Raw genomic sequence first — 17,725 nt, forward strand, 5'->3', positions numbered from 1 at the left:
GCTCAGCCGTTGGAGACCGCGATCAGGTGTTTCAGCCGCGCGTTCGCCGCGCCGCTGTCGAGCGACTTTGTGCCGATCGCAACGCCCTCCTTGAGGTCCTTGGCACGGCCGGCCACGATCAGTGCGGCGGCGGCGTTCATCAATGCCACGTCGCGGTAGGGGCTCGGCTTGCCGTTGAGCACGCTCTGCAGCGCGATCGCATTGGCGTCGGCGTCGCCGCCCTTGAGCGCACCGGTCTCGCAGCGCGTCAGTCCAGCTTCCTCCGGTGTCACCTCGAAATTGCGGATCTCGCCGTTCTGAAGCGAGGACACGAAGGTCGGGCCGGTGAGGGTGATCTCGTCGAGACCATCGGAGCCGTGCACGACCCAGGCGGATTCGGCGCCGAGATTCTTGAGCACCTGCGCCAGCGGCTGCACCCATTGCCTGGAGAACACGCCGACCATCTGCCGCTTCACGCCGGCAGGGTTCGACAGCGGGCCGAGCAGGTTGAAGATCGTACGGGTCGCGAGCTCAACCCGGGTCGGGCCGACGTTCTTCATGGCGGGATGGTGGGCGGGGGCGAACATGAAGCCGATGCCGCATTCGCGCACGCAGCGCCCGACCTGCTCCGGCTTGAGGTCGATCTTCACCCCGAGCGAAGCCAGGACGTCGGCAGCACCGGAGCGCGACGACAGCGCGCGGTTGCCGTGCTTGGCCACCGGCACACCGGCGCCCGCCACGATGAAGGAGGCGCAGGTCGATACGTTGACCGAGCCGGAGCCGTCGCCGCCGGTGCCGACGATATCGACCGCGTCGGGCGGTGCCGTCACGGTCAACATCTTGGAGCGCATCGCCGCGACTGCGCCGGTGATCTCGTCCACGGTCTCGCCGCGCACCCGCAGCGCCATCAACAGACCGCCCATCTGCGAGGGCGTTGCCTCGCCTGACATCATGGCGTCGAAGGCGGATGCGGCTTCGTCACGCGACAGGCTGGCGCCGGTCGCCACTTTTCCAATGATCGATTTCAGGTCGTCCATCGCGTGCTTTCAACTCACTGGTTCGCGCCGGTCACCTGCGCGAAGGCGGCCTGATTAATGGTGGTCCCGATGTCGGTTTCAAGCTTGTTGACGTAGGAGGCGACTTGCTCCTCGGTCAGGGCACGGTCGAGGCTGTCCTTCAGCTTCTTGACCGCCTCGGAGGCGGCATCGACCGCGGGGTCGATGATGTCGGTGACGCGGAATACGATCACCTCGCTGCCGCCGTTCACGGGCGTCTGTCCGACGCCGTCCTTGGCAGTGCGGAACGCGGCCGCCACGACGGTGCCGGGCACGCCGGCGGGCGAGTCGTCGCGCTTGAAGCCGGTCGCGGTCTCGACCTTGGCGCCGATCGAGGCCGCCTCATCCGCGAGCTTGCCGCCCGCTTCGAGCTTCTTCACCATTTCGGTCGCCTTAACCTTCAGCTTGGTCGCGATCTGGTCCTGGCGCCAGCGCGCCTCGACCTGGTCGCGGACCTCGTCGAGACTGCGGTCGCGCGAAGGCGTGATGGCGAGCACGTCGTACCAGACATAACCGCCCTTGAACGAGATCGCGTCGTTGTCGACGCCGACATCGGTGTTGAAGGCCTGCGACACCACGTCGAGGCCCTGCGGGATGTTGGCCACCGGCTGGCCGTTCGGGGCGCGGCCGGAGCGATCGACGGCGTCGATGGTCACGGCGGTGAGGCCGAGCTTCTGCGCCGCGTCGATCACGCTGGAGCCGCCGCCGCGCTCGTCTTCCATCTTGTCGCGGAGGTCGGCGACCTTGACGCGCGCGCGGTCGGCCGCGATCTCGCGCTTGATGTCGGCGGCAAGCTTCGCGTAGTCGGCCTCATTGCCCGGCTCGATCTTGTCGACCTTGACGATGGAGGTGCCGAGAGCGCCCTGGATCGGCTGGCTGATCTCACCTGCGGGCAGCGCGAAGGCGGCATTCCCGACCGAGGAGTCGAGCGAGGACTTGGTCACGAGCCCGAGATCGACGTCGGAGGCGCTGAGCCCGCGCTCCTTGCCGAGGTCCTCGAACGACATTCCGCCGACGAGCCGCTCGCGCGCGGCCTGCGCCTCGGCGACGCTGGGGAACACAAGCTGCTGGATCTGGCGCTTCTCCGGCGTGCCGAGCCGGTCCTTGCGCTGTTCGAACAGTTTCTTCGCGTCCTCGTCGGAGACCTCGGACCATTTGCCGATCTCTTCCGGCGAGATCACGACGAAGGCGATCTTGCGATATTCGGGGGCGCGGAACTGAACCTTGTGATCCTCGAAATAGGCGGCCAGCGCCTCGGGCGAGGGCGCGTCGATGGTACCTGCCTGGGCCGCGTCGAGCCTGACGAACTCGATCGAGCGCTGCTCGTTCTGGAAGCGCGTCAGCACGTCGATCATGGCCTTCGGTGGCTCGAGGCCGGCGCCGATCGTGCCGGTGATCTGCCGGCGCAGCGACACCTTGCGCTGCTCGGCGACGTAACGCTGCTCGGTGTAGCCGAAATTGCGGATCATGGCCTGGAAGCGGTTCGCATCGAAGTTGCCGCCGACGCCCTTGAAGTTGGGGTCGTTCATGATGACCTGGCGGATCTGCTCGTCGGACTGGCCGAGTCCGAGCCGGCGTGCCTCTTCGTCGAGGGCGGCTTCGGCGATCGTCTGCTGCAGCACCTGACGGTCGAGGCCGAAGGCGCGCGCCTGGTCGGGCGTCAGCGGACGGCCGAACTGGCGGCTGATCTGCTGCAGGCGGTCGGTATAGATCTGTCGGAACTCGTTCAGCGAGATCTCGGTGCGGCCGACCTTGGCCACAGTGGACTGGCCAAAGCCCTTGAAGATGTCGGCGATGCCCCAAATGCCGAAACTGACGATCAACACACCCATCACCACGGCCATAATGGTCTTGCCGAGCCAGTTTGATGAGGCCTTGCGCATTCCTCGAAGCATTTGGTCCAACTTGTTTGGTCAGGAGGGGAACGGGAGCGCGTCTTAATGCAGATTCCGCAAAAGCGCGTCACCAAATTGATAGATCATCATAAAGTGGCGGCTTTCCCCCCGCAACCTCAGGTCATGCGACTGCGAGAAGCTGCGGTTAAAAGCCCCAAAGCGTTTTCCGTCAGAAAACGGGTCAGAACAAGAATCTGGAACTGCGGCAGGTCCTCTGCTAGCGCATGAACAAACCTCATATCGCTGGAAATTGAAATGACCGACGCCATCCGACCGCTGATCGCCGGCAACTGGAAAATGAACGGCCTGAAGGCCCAGGCTGCCGAATTCGACGCCATGCTCAATGGCGCGGCAGATGTGGTCGCCAAGGCCGACCTGCTGGTCTGCCCGCCGGCGACGCTGGTCGCCGCCTTTGCCGATAAGGCGCGGGGCCAAAAGGTCGCGGTCGGAGCCCAGGATTGCCATCCGAAGGCCTCCGGTGCTCATACCGGCGATATCGCCGCCGAAATGCTGGCGGATGCCGGCGCGACCGCCATTATCGTCGGCCACTCCGAGCGGCGCGCGGATCACGGCGAGGGTGACGCCTTGGTGAGGCAGAAGGCCGAAGCGGCCTGGCGGGCAGGGGTGACGGCAATCGTCTGCATCGGCGAGACGCAAGGCCAGCGCGACGCCGGCCAGACCCTGGACATCCTTCGCGGCCAGCTCCAAGGCTCGCTCCCGGATGCCTCGACCGCGGTCAATCTGGTCGTGGCCTATGAGCCGGTCTGGGCGATCGGCACGGGCCTGACCCCCACGGCCCAGGATGTCGAGCAGATTCATGGGTTTATCAGGGAGTTCCTGATCTCCCGGTTCAAGGCTGAGGGTGCGAAGATGCGGATCCTCTACGGCGGCTCGGTCAAGCCCTCCAACGCGGCCGAGCTGATGGCCGTGAAGAACGTCAACGGCGCGCTGGTCGGCGGCGCCAGCCTGAAGGCGGCCGATTTCCTTGCCATTGCCAAGGGCTGCCCCTAGCTAACCCAAAGCTTTGGTTCAGGGCTGATCGGGGGTGGCAATACCCCCTCCGATCGTGTAACACCGCGCAACTTCAGGAAAACCCGCGAAGCGCGATCGGCCGCCGTCAGGCGCCGCCCGCTTGTGACGGAAGGACACTATGCAGACCGTTGTCATCGTCATCCACCTCATGATCGTCGCCGTCATGATCGGCGCCGTCCTGCTTCAGAAGTCGGAAGGCGGCGGCCTCGGCATGGGCGGCGGCGCGGGCTTCATGTCGAGCCGCGGCACCGCGAACCTCCTGACGCGGACCACCGCTATCCTGGCTGCGGGCTTCTTCCTCACCAGCATGTTCCTGTCCTGGCACGCAGGCTACAGCCGCGCGCCGTCGTCGATCATCGGCACGCCCGCATCGCAGGGCCAGCCGGCCGGCGGATCGCCGATCACGGCCCCGACTTCGGGCGGCATTCTGGATACGCTGAAGAAGGCCGACGAGCAGCAGCAGGCGCCGGCCCCGAGCGGCCCGCAGGTACCGCGCTCGCAATAAAGCAGGGGGGCCATGCAGGGCGGTGGCTACTGTCCTGCATCAACAATCCCCATCAAGGCACTGTCACCACTCTTCGTTTTGGCTCACCCACAGGCCCGCAAAATCTTTGGGGCGGAATACGAATCGCTTTGGCGAATCGAATTCGAGGGATTAGAGGTTAAGTCCCATGGCGCGGTACATATTCATCACCGGCGGCGTGGTTTCTTCGCTCGGCAAGGGTCTGGCTTCAGCGGCACTCGGTGCCCTGCTGCAGGCCCGGGGCCACAAGGTCCGCCTCCGCAAGCTCGACCCCTACCTCAACCTCGATCCCGGGACGATGTCGCCGTATCAGCACGGCGAAGTGTTCGTGACCGATGACGGCGCGGAGACCGATCTCGATCTCGGTCACTACGAGCGCTTCACCGGCCGGCCGGCGACCAAGGCCGACAACATCACGACGGGGCGCATCTACCAGGACATCATCACCAAGGAGCGCCGCGGCGATTATCTCGGCGCGACCATCCAGGTGGTTCCGCACGTCACCAACGCCATCAAGGAGTTCGTCCTCGACGGCAATGACGATTACGACTTCGTGCTGGTCGAGATCGGCGGCACCGTTGGCGATATCGAGGGCCTGCCGTTCTTCGAGGCGATCCGCCAGCTCAAGAACGAGCTGCCGCGCGATCACGCCGTCTATATCCACCTCACACTGCTGCCCTATATCCCGAGCGCCGGCGAATTGAAGACCAAGCCGACGCAGCACTCCGTGAAGGAGCTGCGCTCGATCGGCATCCAGCCGGACATCCTGCTCTGCCGCACCGATCGCGAGATTCCGAAGGAAGAGCGCCGCAAGCTCGGCCTGTTCTGCAACGTGCGCGAAAGCGCCGTGATCGAGGCGCGCGACGTCGACAACATCTATGCCGTGCCTGAGGCCTACCACAACGCGGGCCTCGACGACGAAGTGCTCGCCGCCTTCGGCATCGGCTCGCGGATTCCACCCGAGCTGCGCAGCTGGCAGCAGATCAACGAGCGCGTGCGCAATCCCGAAGGCAACGTCACCATCGCCATCGTCGGCAAGTACACCGGCATGAAGGATGCGTACAAGTCGCTGATCGAGGCGCTCTCGCATGGCGGCATCGCCAACAAGGTGAAGGTCAACCTCGACTGGATCGAGAGCGAGATCTTCGAGAAGGAGGATCCGGCGCCGTTCCTCGAGCACGTCAACGGCATCCTGGTGCCGGGCGGATTCGGCCAGCGCGGCGCGGAGGGCAAGATCAGGGCGGCGCAGTTCGCGCGCGAGCGCGACGTGCCGTATTTCGGCATCTGCTTCGGCATGCAGATGGCGGTGATCGAGGCCGCGCGAAATCTCGTCGGCATCGAGGACGCCAACTCCACCGAGTTCGGCCCGACCAAGGAGCCCCTGGTCGGCTTGATGACGGAATGGCTGCGTGGCAACGAGCTCGAGAAGCGCTCGCAGGCCGGCGATCTCGGCGGCACGATGCGGCTTGGCGCCTATCCCGCCGCGCTCAACCGCGGCAGCCGCGTCTCGCAGGTCTATGGCGGCGCGACCGAGATATCCGAGCGCCACCGCCACCGCTACGAAGTCAACACCGCCTACAAGGATCGCCTCGAGCAGCATGGCCTGAAATTCTCAGGGTTGTCGCCCGATGGCGTGCTGCCTGAGATCGTCGAGTACGAGGATCATCCCTGGTTCATCGGCGTCCAGTTCCACCCCGAGCTGAAGTCGCGGCCGTTCGAGCCGCATCCGCTGTTTGCCTCGTTCATTCAGGCGGCGATGGTGCAGAGCCGGCTGGTCTGACGGCTTCAGCGCGCGGCGGAGTAGTCGCGCGCGTGATGCATGGGCGCCAGCGCGACCCGCGTTGACGATTCAGGCGCGAGCGATCCCGTGATCAGCTTCATCTGGGGCCGCCGCGTCAGCCGGTAGACGGCAGCGGGCGGCACGTTCAGCAGGGCGCGATCCACCAGCTTTGCGCGCAGGCCCAGCCGGTCAAGCACGGGCCGCGGGATCGGACAGCTCACGCCATAGGTGAACTGGTAGAAGGCGCCTCCGGGGCGGACATAGCTGAACGCGCCGCTGAGGATCGAGATGACCTTGCGCCTCGACATGTTGAGCAGCGGCAGGCCGCTCACGACCGCGCCGACGGGGGCGCCGTCGTAAAGGCGCTCGGTCGCAAGACGGCCTGCGTCCATCCAGAGCACGCGCGATCCGGGAAAGCGCATCTGCAGGAGCTTCATGAAGTCGGAGCCGTATTCGATCAGCGTGAGGTCCTGCGGACGGACGCCGCGTTTGAGCAGCTTGTAGGTGAACGCGCCGGTGCCGGGACCGAGCTCGAGAATCGGACCCGTCGTTGCACTGATCTCACGCGTGATGAGATCGGCGAGCGCCGCACCCGATGGTGCGATCGCGCCGACCCGGCGCGGGGACGACATCCAGGACATGAAAAACGAAAGAAAATCGTTGGGCATGCGCACTCCGGCATCTTGGTTTGCACCTCTTGAGATCAGAGGTGAGACGGATGCAGTGTCACGGGAGCGCATTGCGAGAGCATTGCGCTGTCGAGCGCGAATGCGAATTGAGTCAGCTCTGCCGCACTTCCGGCAGCGTGATCCGGAAACAGGCGCCGCCATCGGGTCCGTCCGCCACCGAGACGTGGCCGCCATGCAACTGCACGATCTCGCGCACCATGTTGAGGCCGAGGCCGGCCCCACGATCGAGTGGCGTCAGCCGGTAGAACGGCTCGAAGATCTGCTCGCGCTGACCGGCGGGAATGCCGGCGCCTTCGTCGGTGACCTCGATGCTCGCGGGCTTGTTGAGGCGAATCCCGATCGTGCCGCGGCGCGGGCCGTGCTGGATCGCATTCTGCACGAGGTTGGTGAGCGCGCGCTCAAGCGCTGCCGCATCGCCAATCGTCTCGAGCGGTGTCGCCGGCGCATCGAGGGCCAGCTCGTAGCCGGCCGCAATCGCCAGCGGCGCGAGATCGGCGGCGACGCTTTGCGCAACGGCGACGAGATTGACGCGCGTGAACGGATGGCCGCAGCGGTCGAGCCGCTGGATATCGAGCAATTGCTCGGCGAGCGTCGCCAGCCGCGCCGCATCCTCCAGCAGGCGGGTCTTGTCCGGTCCGGGCCTAAGCGACTCCAGCCGCGTGTTCAGGATCGCGATCGGCGTGCGCAGCTCGTGCGCGGCGTCCGCAACGAAGCGCTTGTGGCGGGCATAGCCCTGATCGAGCCGCGCCAGCGCGTCGTTGATCGCGGTCACGAGCGGCACGACCTCCAGCGGAATCCGTTCCACCGGAAGCCGCGCGCCGCGCTGATGAATGTCGATGCGCCGCGCCTCGTCCGCTGCGCTATCGAGCCCCCTGAAGGCGCGCTGCACGATCATCGGCGTCGCAATGAACGTCGCCGTTCCCATCAGCAGAAGGCCGGGCAGGGCGATGCCGAGGAACGCAAGGGATGTCGTGAACAGCGCCTTGGCGCCGGTCAGACGTCCTTGTGTCGCCGTGATGACCTGCACGTTGCCCGCATCGGTGTCGACCCGCTTCATCCGCGCCGCCGGCTTGCGCGGATCGTCCTCGAACATCTGCCAGCCGAGCCGCGCCTGGCTGATCTGGTCGAGGCCACCGCCGATCGCAGCGAATTCGGCCGGCACGGTGCCTTCGCTGAGCGAATGTCCCTGCTTGTCGCGGACCAGGAACCAGAGGTCCGGCGTCTCGCTGCGCAACTGCTGCAGCTCGGCCGTCGGGCGCAAGGCCAGTCCACCTTGCGCCTCGCGCGTGAGCGCGCGCTGCACGACATCGATGACGCGGTCCTCGTCGCGCTCGGCCAGCACGAGGCCGGAGGCGCAAAGCCCGGCCAGGACGACGGCAACCAGCGCGACCAGGATCGCGGCCTGAAGCGAGAGCAGGCGCCAGCTCAAGCGCGAGCGCAGGCAATAGGGATCGTCGTGTTTGCTCATGTTAGCTTCTTCAGGCTGGCAGCCTCTTGAGGAGATAGCCGACGCCGCGAATGCCGTGGATCTCGATCCCAGCGTCGGCGTCCGCGAGCTTTCGCCGCAGCCGCGAGATATGCGTATCCAGCGCGTTGGACTGGATCTCGTCGTCGAAATTGTAGACCGCCTCTTCGAGCGCCGAGCGCAGCACGGTCCGGCCCATGCGGCGGATCAAGGCTTCGAGCACCAGCAGCTCGCGGCGGGGCAGCTCGAACGGCTCGCCGCCGATGCTGGCTTCGCGATGGCCGAGGTCGAAGGCGAGGCGGCCGGCACGGATGATTTCGGGTGAGAGGCCCGCGGGCCGCCGCAGCACGGCGCGCAGCCGCGCCAGCAGCTCCTCGACCGCAAACGGTTTGGCCAGATAGTCGTCGGCGCCGCTGTCGAGCCCGGCGATGCGGTCGGCGAGCTCGCCCCGCGCGGTGAGGACGATGATCGGCACACCGTCGGCGCGTGCGCGGAGCTTTGGGATCAAGGTGAGGCCGTCGCCGTCAGGAAGCTGGCGGTCGAGCAGGACCGCGGCATGGACGTCGGCGGAAATGGCCTCCTCCGCCTCGGCGAGTGTCGGCGCATGGTCCACCACCATGTCGTAGCGCTTCAGCGCCGAGGCCAGCGCGCCGGCCATTTCCGCTTCATCCTCGACCAGCAAAATCCGCATGTGACAGCCACCTCAACCGCAACTGAGCCTTTGTAGCGGCCCGATCATTGCGGCAGCATTGCGGGAGCCTGACGGCGCGCGGTTCGGCAGAAGCTTTCAAGCCATGCGCAGAACGCCACAGGGCCGGTCGGGCCTGGCTCAAGACACCGTCGGGGCGAGCCGCTATAACCGCCGGACCTGTTCAGGGAGGACATGAATGATCTACGAAATGCGCGTCTATCGCTGCGTGCCCGGCCGCCTGCCGGCGCTTTTGAAGCGGTTCGAGACGGTGACGCTGAAGTTGTGGGAGAAGCACGGCATCAAGCAAGCCGGGTTCTTCACCACGCTGATCGGCGAATCCAACCAGGAGCTGACCTATTTCCTGGCCTGGGATTCGCTTGCCGAGCGCGAGACGAAGTGGGGCAAGTTCATGACTGATCCGGACTGGATGAAAGCACGCGCCGAGAGCGAAGCGGATGGCCAGATCGTCGGCAATATCGTCAGCCAGCTCCTGACGCCGACTGCCTTCTCGGCGGTGAAGTAGGAACCTGCAACGCAAGGGCGGCGCCGGGAGCCCCGGCGCAACCCTGATATTCGGACGGCCCGGGCCGAATGGGGTTGATCCGACACTCATGGGGGCTATGGTCGCGCCGAAACGAGGGATTTGCCTTGAGCTCTTCGAATTCAGCTGCGCCAGTCGTCACCATCGGCAGGGTCAAATTCGGCAATGATCTGCCGATTGCGATCATTGCCGGACCCTGCCAGCTCGAAAGCCGCCAGCATGCGCTGGAGGTGGCCTCCGCGCTGAAGGAGATCGCGGCGCGGCTGAACGTCGGCCTCGTCTACAAGACCTCGTTCGACAAGGCCAACCGTACCAGCGCGTCGGCGGCGCGCGGGCTGGGCTTGGCGCAGTCGCTGCCGATCTTCGCCGAAATCCGATCCTCGCTCGGCCTGCCTGTCCTGACCGACGTGCACGAGGCCACGCAATGCGCCGAGGTGGCGCAGGCCGTGGACATCCTGCAGATCCCGGCCTTCCTGTGCCGGCAGACCGATCTGCTGCTGGCGGCGGCTGCGACCGGCAAGGTCGTCAACGTCAAGAAGGGACAGTTCCTGGCGCCCTGGGACATGGCCAATGTCGTGACCAAGATCACCAGCGCCAACAATCCCAACGTGCTCGTCACCGAGCGCGGTGCCTCCTTCGGCTACAACACGCTGGTCTCCGACATGCGTGCGCTGCCGATCCTGGCGCGCACCACCGGCGCGCCCGTGATCTTCGACGCCACCCACTCGGTGCAGCAACCGGGCGGGAAAGGCACGTCCTCCGGCGGCGAGCGCGAATTCGTGCCGGTGCTGGCGCGCGCGGCTGTCGCGGTCGGCGTTGCCGGCGTCTTCATCGAGACCCATCCCGATCCCGATCGTGCGCCCTCCGACGGTCCCAACATGGTACCGCTGCGCGAGTTCGAGGGGCTGATCGCCAGGCTGATGGCGTTCGACGCGCTCGCAAAGAACCCGCGCTGATGCAGCACGGCGAGGCGGGGCCGCACGATCACGGCTTGCCGGCAGCGCTCTATGTCATTTCCGGAGCAAGCTTCGCAGCAGCGCTCTCGGCGCGCGCGCTCGATCCGGTGCTGCCGCATGTCGCAGAGGATTTCGGCGTCAGCATCGCGGCCGCGGCGGGCTTTGCCGCCGTGTTCGCCTTCACCTTCTCGATCATCCAGCCGGTGATCGGCGCCGCGGCCGATCTGTTCGGCAAGACGCGGCTGATGATCGCATGCCTGGCGTTGCTGGGCCTTGCCAACATCCTGGGCGCGCTCTCGACCTCGTTCTCGGTGCTGTTTGCCACGCGCATCCTCGCAGGCATCGGCTCCGGCGGCGTGTTTCCGGTGGCGTTGAGCCTGACCAGCGATCTGGTCGGGCCGGAGAAGCGCCAGGTCGCGATCAGCCGCACGCTCGCCGGGGCCATGACCGGCAATCTGCTCGGCGCCTCGGCGTCCGGCCTGATCGGCGATTTCCTCGGATGGCGCGGCGTGCTGGCGGTCCTCGGCGTGCTCGTCATCGTCGCCTCGATCGCGGTCGCCGCCGGCTTTCGTGGCGCGAAGGTCAAGCATCCGCCGAAGACAAGCCTGTCCGCGCTGAAGGCGGGCTATCGCACCATCTTCACCAATCCCAATGCCTATGTGTGCTACTCGGCCGTTTTCATCGAAGGCTGCTGCGTGCTCGGCCTGTTTCCCTACATCGCTTCGTTCCTGTTCGATCTCGGGCAGACGTCGCTGTCGATCGCCGGTATCGTCATCGCGGGCTTTGCGGTCGGCGGCCTGTTCTACACGCTGACGGTGTCGCGCCTGCTGCCCTGGCTGGGCATGAAGAGAATGATGATCGCGGGCATGACGCTGGTGGCCTCACAGCTCATCGCCGTGGCCTTTGGCCCGCGCTGGGAGGTGCAGGCGCTGAACCTCATCGTGATGGGCTGGGGCTTTTACATCGCCCATGGCTGTCTGCAGGTCTTCGCCAGCGAGCTGTCGGTGGAGGCGCGCGCGACCGCGCTGTCGCTGCATTCGTTCTTCTTCTTCATGGGACAGACGGTCGGCCCGCTCGCCTACGGCTTCGGGCTGCAGCATGCCGGCAAGGTTGCGACCTTGCTCACGAGCGCCGCGATCATGGTGGTGCTGGGCCTCGTCTGCGCCCGGCTGCTCAAGCCGCGGGCACCCTCCGACGCGCGCTGAAGTCCATTCGCGGACGTAAGCCGGGCGTCGTCCCGCACCATGACACCCCCGGCAACGTATACATGGCACACGAATTGCTTTTATTCTGGGCAAATCGAGGTGTGAGATCGTGGACGCCCAGACCAGCCGTTCCGCCAACGCAGCCAGCACGCCCCGCATGACCGGTTATCCTACCAGGCCACCGCTGCGGCGTTTCCTCACCGACTGCCACGCCGAATTCCGGACCGACAATTCCGGCGAGCTCGCCGACTACATCCCCGAGCTGAAGCGCGCCAATCCCGATCATTTCGGCATCGCGCTCGTCACCATCGACGGCCACGTCTACGAGGTCGGCGACAGCGATGTGCCGTTCACGATCCAGTCGGTGTCCAAAGCCTTCGTCTTCGCGCTGGCGCTGGAGATGGTCGGTGAGGCGCGCGTCGCGGCCACCATCGGCGTCGAGCCGAGCGGCGAAGCCTTCAACTCGATCCGGCTCACCAACGACAACCGTCCTTTCAATCCGATGGTCAATGCCGGCGCCATCGCCTGCTCGGGCCTGATCTACGAGGCGGACGGGAAGGGCGCTTTCGAGCGTGTCCGCGCCAAGCTCAGCCAGTTTGCCGGCCGCGAGCTCGGCGTCGACGAGGCCGTGCATGCCTCGGAGACCGCGACCGGCAATCGCAACCGTGCGATCGCCTGGCTGCTGCGGAATTATGCGGTGCTGCCCGACGACGTTGACGCCGTGCTCGACGTCTATTTCCGCCAATGCGCGATCCTGGTCACCGCGCGCGACCTCGCCGTGATGGCGGCAACGCTCGCCAATCGCGGCATCAATCCGGTCACGGGCGTCCAGGTCATCACGCCGAACATCGTCGCGCGCACGCTGTCGGTGATGACGAGCTCGGGCATGTACGATTATGCCGGTGAGTGGACCTATCGCGTCGGCATCCCCGCCAAGAGCGGCGTCGGCGGCGGCATCGTCGCGGCGCTGCCCTCGCAGCTCGGGCTCGGCACCTTCTCCCCGCTGCTCGACAATCACTTCAACAGCGTGCGCGGCCTGAAGGTCTGCGAGGCGCTGTCGGCGCGGTTCGACCTGCACATGCTCAACCGCAACGCGGACGTGCGCACCAGCATCATGGCGGATTACGACGTCTACGGCATCTCTTCGCGCCGCAGCCGCCAGCCGCACGAGCAGCAGATCCTCGACGAGCGCCACAGCGACATCCGCGTGCTCGAGCTGGTCGGCGCGATGAATTTCGGCACGATCGACTACGTCACGCGAAGGCTCACCAGCGAGCCGCCGAATGCGCCGCTCCTGATCATTGATTTCCGCCGCGTCCCCGACATCACCGCGGCCGGCGCGGAGCTGCTCGGCGAGACGCTGACCGCGCTCGGCAATGCCGGCGTCACCGCCGTTCTGTCCGGCTTCGAGGAGAACTCGGCGGTGTGGAGCGCGATCGCCGCGCGCACGGCCGAGCCGCGGCGGCTGCGCCGTTTTCCGCTGCTCGATGATGCCATCGAATGGGCCGAGGACCAGGTGATCTACCGCTTCGGCGGCTTCACCGACGTCAAGGAGAGCGCGCATTTCGGCGAGCAGGCGCTGCTCGCCGAACTCGACGCCGACGAGATCGCCGCGATCGTCAAGCTGTCGACCACGCGGCACTACGCGGCCGGCCAGCGCATCATCGCCGCCGGCGAGCCCGCCAATTCGCTGTTCTTTCTCCAGAGCGGGATGGTCAGCGTGAAGCTGCGCAGCGGCGTGCGGCTCGCGTCTCTCGGCCCCGGCATGGAGTTCGGCGAGATGGCGATGCTGGAGCAAAGCCGCAGCGCCGACGTTCTCGCCGATACGCCCGTCACCTGCCTCGAACTGCCGCTCGACAGCTTTGCCGACTACCGCCGCGTGCACCCGGAGACGTCGCTGAAGATCATGCGCAATCTCGCGGCCATCCTGGCGCGGCGGCTGGTCGCGGCCAATGCGAAGGTCGATCTGCTCAGCGCGTACTGATTACACCGAGACATCGTTGTTCGTTCCGCGGATGCAGCGCCGCGCGCCGCACTTGCGGCGTGGTGCGTTGCTGATCCAGGTCCAGAATTCGTGGTGGTGGGTCCCGGCTCAGCGGCGTAGCGCTTCACGCTGCACCGCGTCCGGGACATGAGCGAGGGGCTGGTGCCTCAGTTCGTTCCACCAGCCGCGATCGGCTCCATCCCGCTCGCGATGATCGCTTCGCGTGCGGCGGGCGAGGCGAGGAAGTTGATCAAGGCGCGGCCAGCCTCGGGCTCCTTCGAACCGGCCGCGATCCCGGCCGAGAAGATCGTGATCTTCTGCAATTCGTTCGGCAGTGGTCCGACGATGTCGATGCCCTTCACGGGCTTCAATTCGCTGATCTGCTGAAAGCCGAGTTCGGCCTCGCCGTGCGCGACGATCTCGCCGACCGGCGTTGCCGGAATCTTGCGCGCCTTGTCCTTCATGACGTCGGCAATGCCGAGCTTGTCGAACATCTCGGTCGAGACGTAGACGCCGCTGGCGCTGTCCGAATAGGCGATCGTCTTCGCCGCCAGCAGCGCGCGCTTGACCGCGTCGACCGAGCTGATGTCCGGCTTCGGCGCGCCCGATTTCACGGCGATCCCGATCGGCGATTTGGTGAGATCGACCTGGCTGCCGGCAACGACCTTGCCCTTGCTCGCGAGATCGTTGAGGGCGTAACCCACCATGATCAGGACGTCGGCCGGTTCACCGCGTTCGAGCCGCACGGGAATCGCGTTGGTGGTGGTCCCCATCGACGGCCCATATTCCGTCAGCACCTTGTTGCCGGTGGCTTTCTCGAACTCCGGCACGAGCGCCTTGTAGGCCGCCGTCAATCCGCCCGAGATCATCACCCGGACCTCGGCAGCATCGGAGGCGCCGGTGAGCCATAGGGCGCCCAGAACGCCCAGGGCGACGTTGCGGAATGTTGCTGACATCGTTTTCATTGTTGTTCTTCTCCCATTAGCCCCGCCCGCGATAGGGCGCGACGCCTTGCTCGGGCACCCACAGGCCCTTCGGCACGCGGCCGGTCTGCCAGAACACGTCGATCGGGATGCCGCCGCGCGGATACCAGTAGCCACCGATGCGCAACCACTTCGGCTTGATCTCGCTCGCGATGCGCTTGCCGATCATCACGGTGCAATCCTCGTGGAAGGCGCCGTGGTTGCGGAAGCTCGCGATGTAGAGTTTCAGCGACTTCGACTCCAGCAGCCATTGGCCGGGCGCGTAGTCGATCATCAGATGCGCGAAATCCGGCTGGCCCGTGACCGGGCAGAGCGAGGTGAATTCAGGCACCGTGAAGCGCACCAGATAGTCCGTGCCGGCTTGCGGATTGGGCACGCGGTCGAGCTGGGCTTCGTCCGGTGTGTGCGGCCACTCGACCGCGCGGCCGAGCTGGAGGGATTTTTTCGCCATCGTCGTCACATCCTGTTACGGATGCCGGGATGGACGTAATCGCGGCCGTCGTCAACCCGAGGCGGTCGTCTGGATCATGACGATCCGGTCGTTGCCGGACTCGCAGCCCCACAGCTCGCCCGGACGGCCGTCGAGCTGGCGGACATTGGCGTTGGCCTTGTCGCTGGCGAAGACGGTGAACTTCTCGGTGGCGGGATCGAAACGCACGATGGCATTGGCCGAAAAATCCGTCAGCCACACCTTGTCCTTGTCGTCGACATAGACCGCGTAGGTGCGGGGACGCTCGCCCGGCAGCTTCCATGTCTTCCAGGATCCGTCGGCGGGATCGTGCACGGACGCGTGGCCGCTATTCCACTCGCTGACCCAGATACGGCTGTTCGAATCCGACCAGACCCGTCGCGCGCCCTGGTTTGGCGTCGGCGGCTCGACGACATGGGCGCTGCCCGTCGCAAGGTCGATCCTGGCGATATGGCTGCCGGCGAGCGAGGCGTACCAGACATCGCCCTTGGGGGTCACCGTGATGCCGTAGGGCCCGATCCCCTTCGGTGCCTTGAATACGTTCATCTCGCCCGATTTCGGCGCGAGGCGGCCGTAATATCCGGACTGGCCGGTGAACCAGTAGGTACCTGTCTTGTCGAACACGCCGGTGTTGAGATTAGCGGAGGCGAACTTTTCCGGCAGGCGGAACAGCGCGACCTTGAGATCGCCGGGATCGACCCGCGCGATCGCGTTCTGGCCGCCTTCCGTGATCCAGGGGGCGCCGTCGGGGCCGATCGTCACACCGTGCGGGGCGGCGCCCTGGCCGAGGCCGACCGTCTTGAAACTGCCATCCCGGGGATCGAGCCTGCCGAGCAGGCCCTTGCCCTGAGCGGTGAACCAGACCGTGCCGTCAGGGGCGGGCGTGAGATCGTGCAAGCCAATGCCGGCGCTGATCGGGAAATATTTTGTCCGGAACGAGGCCTCCTGCGCAAGGCTTGGGCGGGCGGCAAGGACGGCGGCGCTCGAAGCAAGAAACTGGCGGCGATTCATGGCGTTACCTCGACTCCTTGGGATTGAGGATGGACGCGCAGACCCGATGTTCTCAAGCTTAGTCTCGGGTGCTTCACGCGTCAGCCGAAGCCGGGCGCCCAAGCGTTCACATTTGCTTGCGGCCCGTGTAAGACCCGCGGCACCGATCAGCTCTAACGAACGGAAGTGCACATCATGACCGCCATCATCGACATCATCGGCCGCGAAATTCTCGATAGCCGGGGCAATCCCACCGTCGAGGTCGACGTCGTGCTGGAAGATGGCGCGCTCGGCCGCGCCGCCGTGCCGTCGGGTGCCTCGACCGGCGCCCATGAGGCGGTGGAACTGCGCGACGGCGACAAGGCCCGCTATCTCGGCAAGGGTGTCACCAAGGCGGTCGGAGCCGTCAACGGCGAGATCTTCGAGGCCCTGAGCGGCCTCGATGTCGAGCAGCAGGCGCAGATCGATCAGATCATGATCGAGCTCGACGGCACGCCGAACAAGAGCCGGCTGGGCGCCAACGCCATCCTCGGCGTGTCGCTGGCCTGCGCCAAGGCCGCCGCGAACTCGCTCGACATGCCGCTCTATCGTTACGTCGGCGGCACCTCGGCGCGGCTGTTGCCGGTGCCGATGATGAACATCATCAATGGCGGCGTGCATGCTGACAACCCGATCGACTTCCAGGAGTTCATGATCCTGCCCGTCGGCGCCTCGTCCTTCGCCGAGGGCCTGCGCTACGGCGCGGAAGTCTTCCACACGCTGAAGTCGGAGCTGAAGAAGGCCGGACACAACACCAATGTCGGCGACGAGGGCGGCTTCGCCCCGAACCTGCCGTCGGCTGACGCCGCGCTCGAATTCGTCATGAACGCGATCGGCAAGGCCGGCTTCAAGGCGGGCACCGACATCGTGCTCGGCCTCGACTGCGCGTCGACCGAGTTCTTCAAGGACGGCAAATACGTCTATGAAGGCGAGGGCAAGACCCGCTCGATCTCCGAGCAGGCCAAGTATCTCGGTGATCTCGTCTCGCGCTATCCGATCGTGACCATCGAGGACGGCATGTCGGAAGACGACATGGACGGCTGGAAGGAGCTCACCGACCTCATCGGCAAGAAGTGCCAGCTCGTCGGCGACGATCTGTTCGTCACCAACGTCAAGCGCCTCGCCGAAGGCATCAAGGCCGGCCGCGCCAACTCGATCCTGATCAAGGTCAACCAGATCGGCACGCTGACCGAGACGCTCGCCGCCGTCGAGATGGCGCACAAGAACGGTTACACCTCGGTGATGTCGCACCGCTCCGGCGAGACTGAGGATTCCACCATCGCCGATCTTGCGGTCGCCACCAATTGCGGTCAGATCAAGACCGGCTCCCTTGCGCGTTCCGACCGCACCGCCAAATACAACCAGCTCCTGCGCATCGAGCAGCAGCTCGGCAAGCAAGCGCTCTACGGCGGCAAGGCGGCACTGAAGGCGCTGGCATAAGCCAGCGCC

General features: G+C 65.9%; 16 protein-coding genes. 8 read left to right on the forward strand and 8 right to left on the reverse strand.

Annotation, left to right across the window (positions count from 1 at the left end):
- Nucleotides 1–2: 2 nt before the first annotated feature.
- Together trpD and N2603_RS21375 are read right to left on the reverse strand one after the other, a co-directional pair.
- Nucleotides 3–1,016 (reverse strand): anthranilate phosphoribosyltransferase, encoded by a 1,014-nt coding sequence (gene trpD, locus N2603_RS21370; RefSeq protein ID WP_018642266.1) that lies wholly within the window; start codon nucleotides 1,014–1,016, stop codon nucleotides 3–5.
- A 14-nt stretch (nucleotides 1,017–1,030) separates the two neighbouring features.
- Nucleotides 1,031–2,929, reverse strand: a complete 1,899-nt coding sequence (locus N2603_RS21375) for a SurA N-terminal domain-containing protein (protein ID WP_260423908.1) — start codon at nucleotides 2,927–2,929, stop codon at nucleotides 1,031–1,033.
- Nucleotides 2,930–3,184: 255 nt separating this feature from the next.
- Between N2603_RS21375 and tpiA the strand changes: the two genes are divergently transcribed.
- From tpiA to N2603_RS21390, 3 genes are all read left to right on the forward strand, one after another.
- Complete coding sequence (gene tpiA, locus N2603_RS21380) at nucleotides 3,185–3,940, forward strand: triose-phosphate isomerase (RefSeq protein WP_260423909.1); 756 nt, start codon at nucleotides 3,185–3,187, stop codon at nucleotides 3,938–3,940.
- Nucleotides 3,941–4,079: 139 nt separating this feature from the next.
- The gene (gene secG, locus N2603_RS21385) at nucleotides 4,080–4,466 is read left to right on the forward strand and encodes a preprotein translocase subunit SecG (protein ID WP_018642262.1); all 387 of its coding nucleotides are present in this window, start codon (nucleotides 4,080–4,082) and stop codon (nucleotides 4,464–4,466) included.
- Between the two features lie 166 nt (nucleotides 4,467–4,632).
- Entirely contained in the window at nucleotides 4,633–6,264 is a 1,632-nt protein-coding gene (locus N2603_RS21390) for a CTP synthase (protein ID WP_260423910.1), read from the forward strand.
- Between the two features lie 5 nt (nucleotides 6,265–6,269).
- On the opposite strand, the gene N2603_RS21395 is transcribed toward N2603_RS21390, so the two are convergent.
- The 3 genes from N2603_RS21395 to N2603_RS21405 form a co-directional block, all read right to left on the reverse strand.
- Nucleotides 6,270–6,932, reverse strand: coding sequence for a class I SAM-dependent methyltransferase (locus tag N2603_RS21395; protein ID WP_260423911.1), 663 nt, complete (start codon nucleotides 6,930–6,932; stop codon nucleotides 6,270–6,272).
- 112 nt (nucleotides 6,933–7,044) lie between these two features.
- Nucleotides 7,045–8,421: a sensor histidine kinase gene (locus N2603_RS21400; protein ID WP_260423912.1), complete on the reverse strand. Its 1,377-nt coding sequence runs from the start codon at nucleotides 8,419–8,421 to the stop codon at nucleotides 7,045–7,047.
- Between the two features lie 10 nt (nucleotides 8,422–8,431).
- Entirely contained in the window at nucleotides 8,432–9,109 is a 678-nt protein-coding gene (locus tag N2603_RS21405; protein ID WP_260423913.1) for a response regulator, read from the reverse strand.
- Nucleotides 9,110–9,305: 196 nt separating this feature from the next.
- On the opposite strand from N2603_RS21405, the gene N2603_RS21410 reads away from it, so the two are divergent.
- From N2603_RS21410 to glsA, 4 genes are all read left to right on the forward strand, one after another.
- A complete protein-coding gene (locus N2603_RS21410) occupies nucleotides 9,306–9,632 on the forward strand; it encodes an NIPSNAP family protein (protein ID WP_018642257.1) in 327 nt (108 codons plus the stop codon).
- 125 nt (nucleotides 9,633–9,757) lie between these two features.
- The gene (gene kdsA, locus N2603_RS21415; RefSeq protein ID WP_260423914.1) at nucleotides 9,758–10,606 is read left to right on the forward strand and encodes a 3-deoxy-8-phosphooctulonate synthase; all 849 of its coding nucleotides are present in this window, start codon (nucleotides 9,758–9,760) and stop codon (nucleotides 10,604–10,606) included.
- Nucleotides 10,606–11,811, forward strand: coding sequence for an MFS transporter (locus N2603_RS21420; protein ID WP_260423915.1), 1,206 nt, complete (start codon nucleotides 10,606–10,608; stop codon nucleotides 11,809–11,811). The genes kdsA and N2603_RS21420 overlap by 1 nt, the downstream gene beginning before the upstream one ends.
- 157 nt (nucleotides 11,812–11,968) lie before the next feature.
- The gene (gene glsA / locus N2603_RS21425; protein WP_260423916.1) at nucleotides 11,969–13,795 is read left to right on the forward strand and encodes a glutaminase A; all 1,827 of its coding nucleotides are present in this window, start codon (nucleotides 11,969–11,971) and stop codon (nucleotides 13,793–13,795) included.
- A gap of 167 nt (nucleotides 13,796–13,962) precedes the next feature.
- On the opposite strand, the gene N2603_RS21430 is transcribed toward glsA, so the two are convergent.
- From N2603_RS21430 to N2603_RS21440, 3 genes are read right to left on the reverse strand one after another with little or no spacing between them, the layout of a single operon-like run.
- A complete protein-coding gene (locus tag N2603_RS21430; RefSeq protein ID WP_260423917.1) occupies nucleotides 13,963–14,760 on the reverse strand; it encodes a substrate-binding domain-containing protein in 798 nt (265 codons plus the stop codon).
- Nucleotides 14,761–14,776: 16 nt separating this feature from the next.
- On the reverse strand, nucleotides 14,777–15,229 hold the full coding sequence (gene queF, locus N2603_RS21435) for a preQ(1) synthase (protein WP_035666153.1): 453 nt from the start codon (nucleotides 15,227–15,229) through the stop codon (nucleotides 14,777–14,779).
- Nucleotides 15,230–15,280: 51 nt separating this feature from the next.
- Complete coding sequence (locus N2603_RS21440) at nucleotides 15,281–16,258, reverse strand: Vgb family protein (protein WP_260423918.1); 978 nt, start codon at nucleotides 16,256–16,258, stop codon at nucleotides 15,281–15,283.
- Between the two features lie 174 nt (nucleotides 16,259–16,432).
- On the opposite strand from N2603_RS21440, the gene eno reads away from it, so the two are divergent.
- On the forward strand, nucleotides 16,433–17,716 hold the full coding sequence (gene eno, locus N2603_RS21445) for a phosphopyruvate hydratase (RefSeq protein ID WP_260423919.1): 1,284 nt from the start codon (nucleotides 16,433–16,435) through the stop codon (nucleotides 17,714–17,716).
- Nucleotides 17,717–17,725 lie beyond the last annotated feature (9 nt).

The organism is Bradyrhizobium huanghuaihaiense (genome assembly GCF_025200885.1).
Lineage (GTDB): Bacteria > Pseudomonadota > Alphaproteobacteria > Rhizobiales > Xanthobacteraceae > Bradyrhizobium > Bradyrhizobium huanghuaihaiense.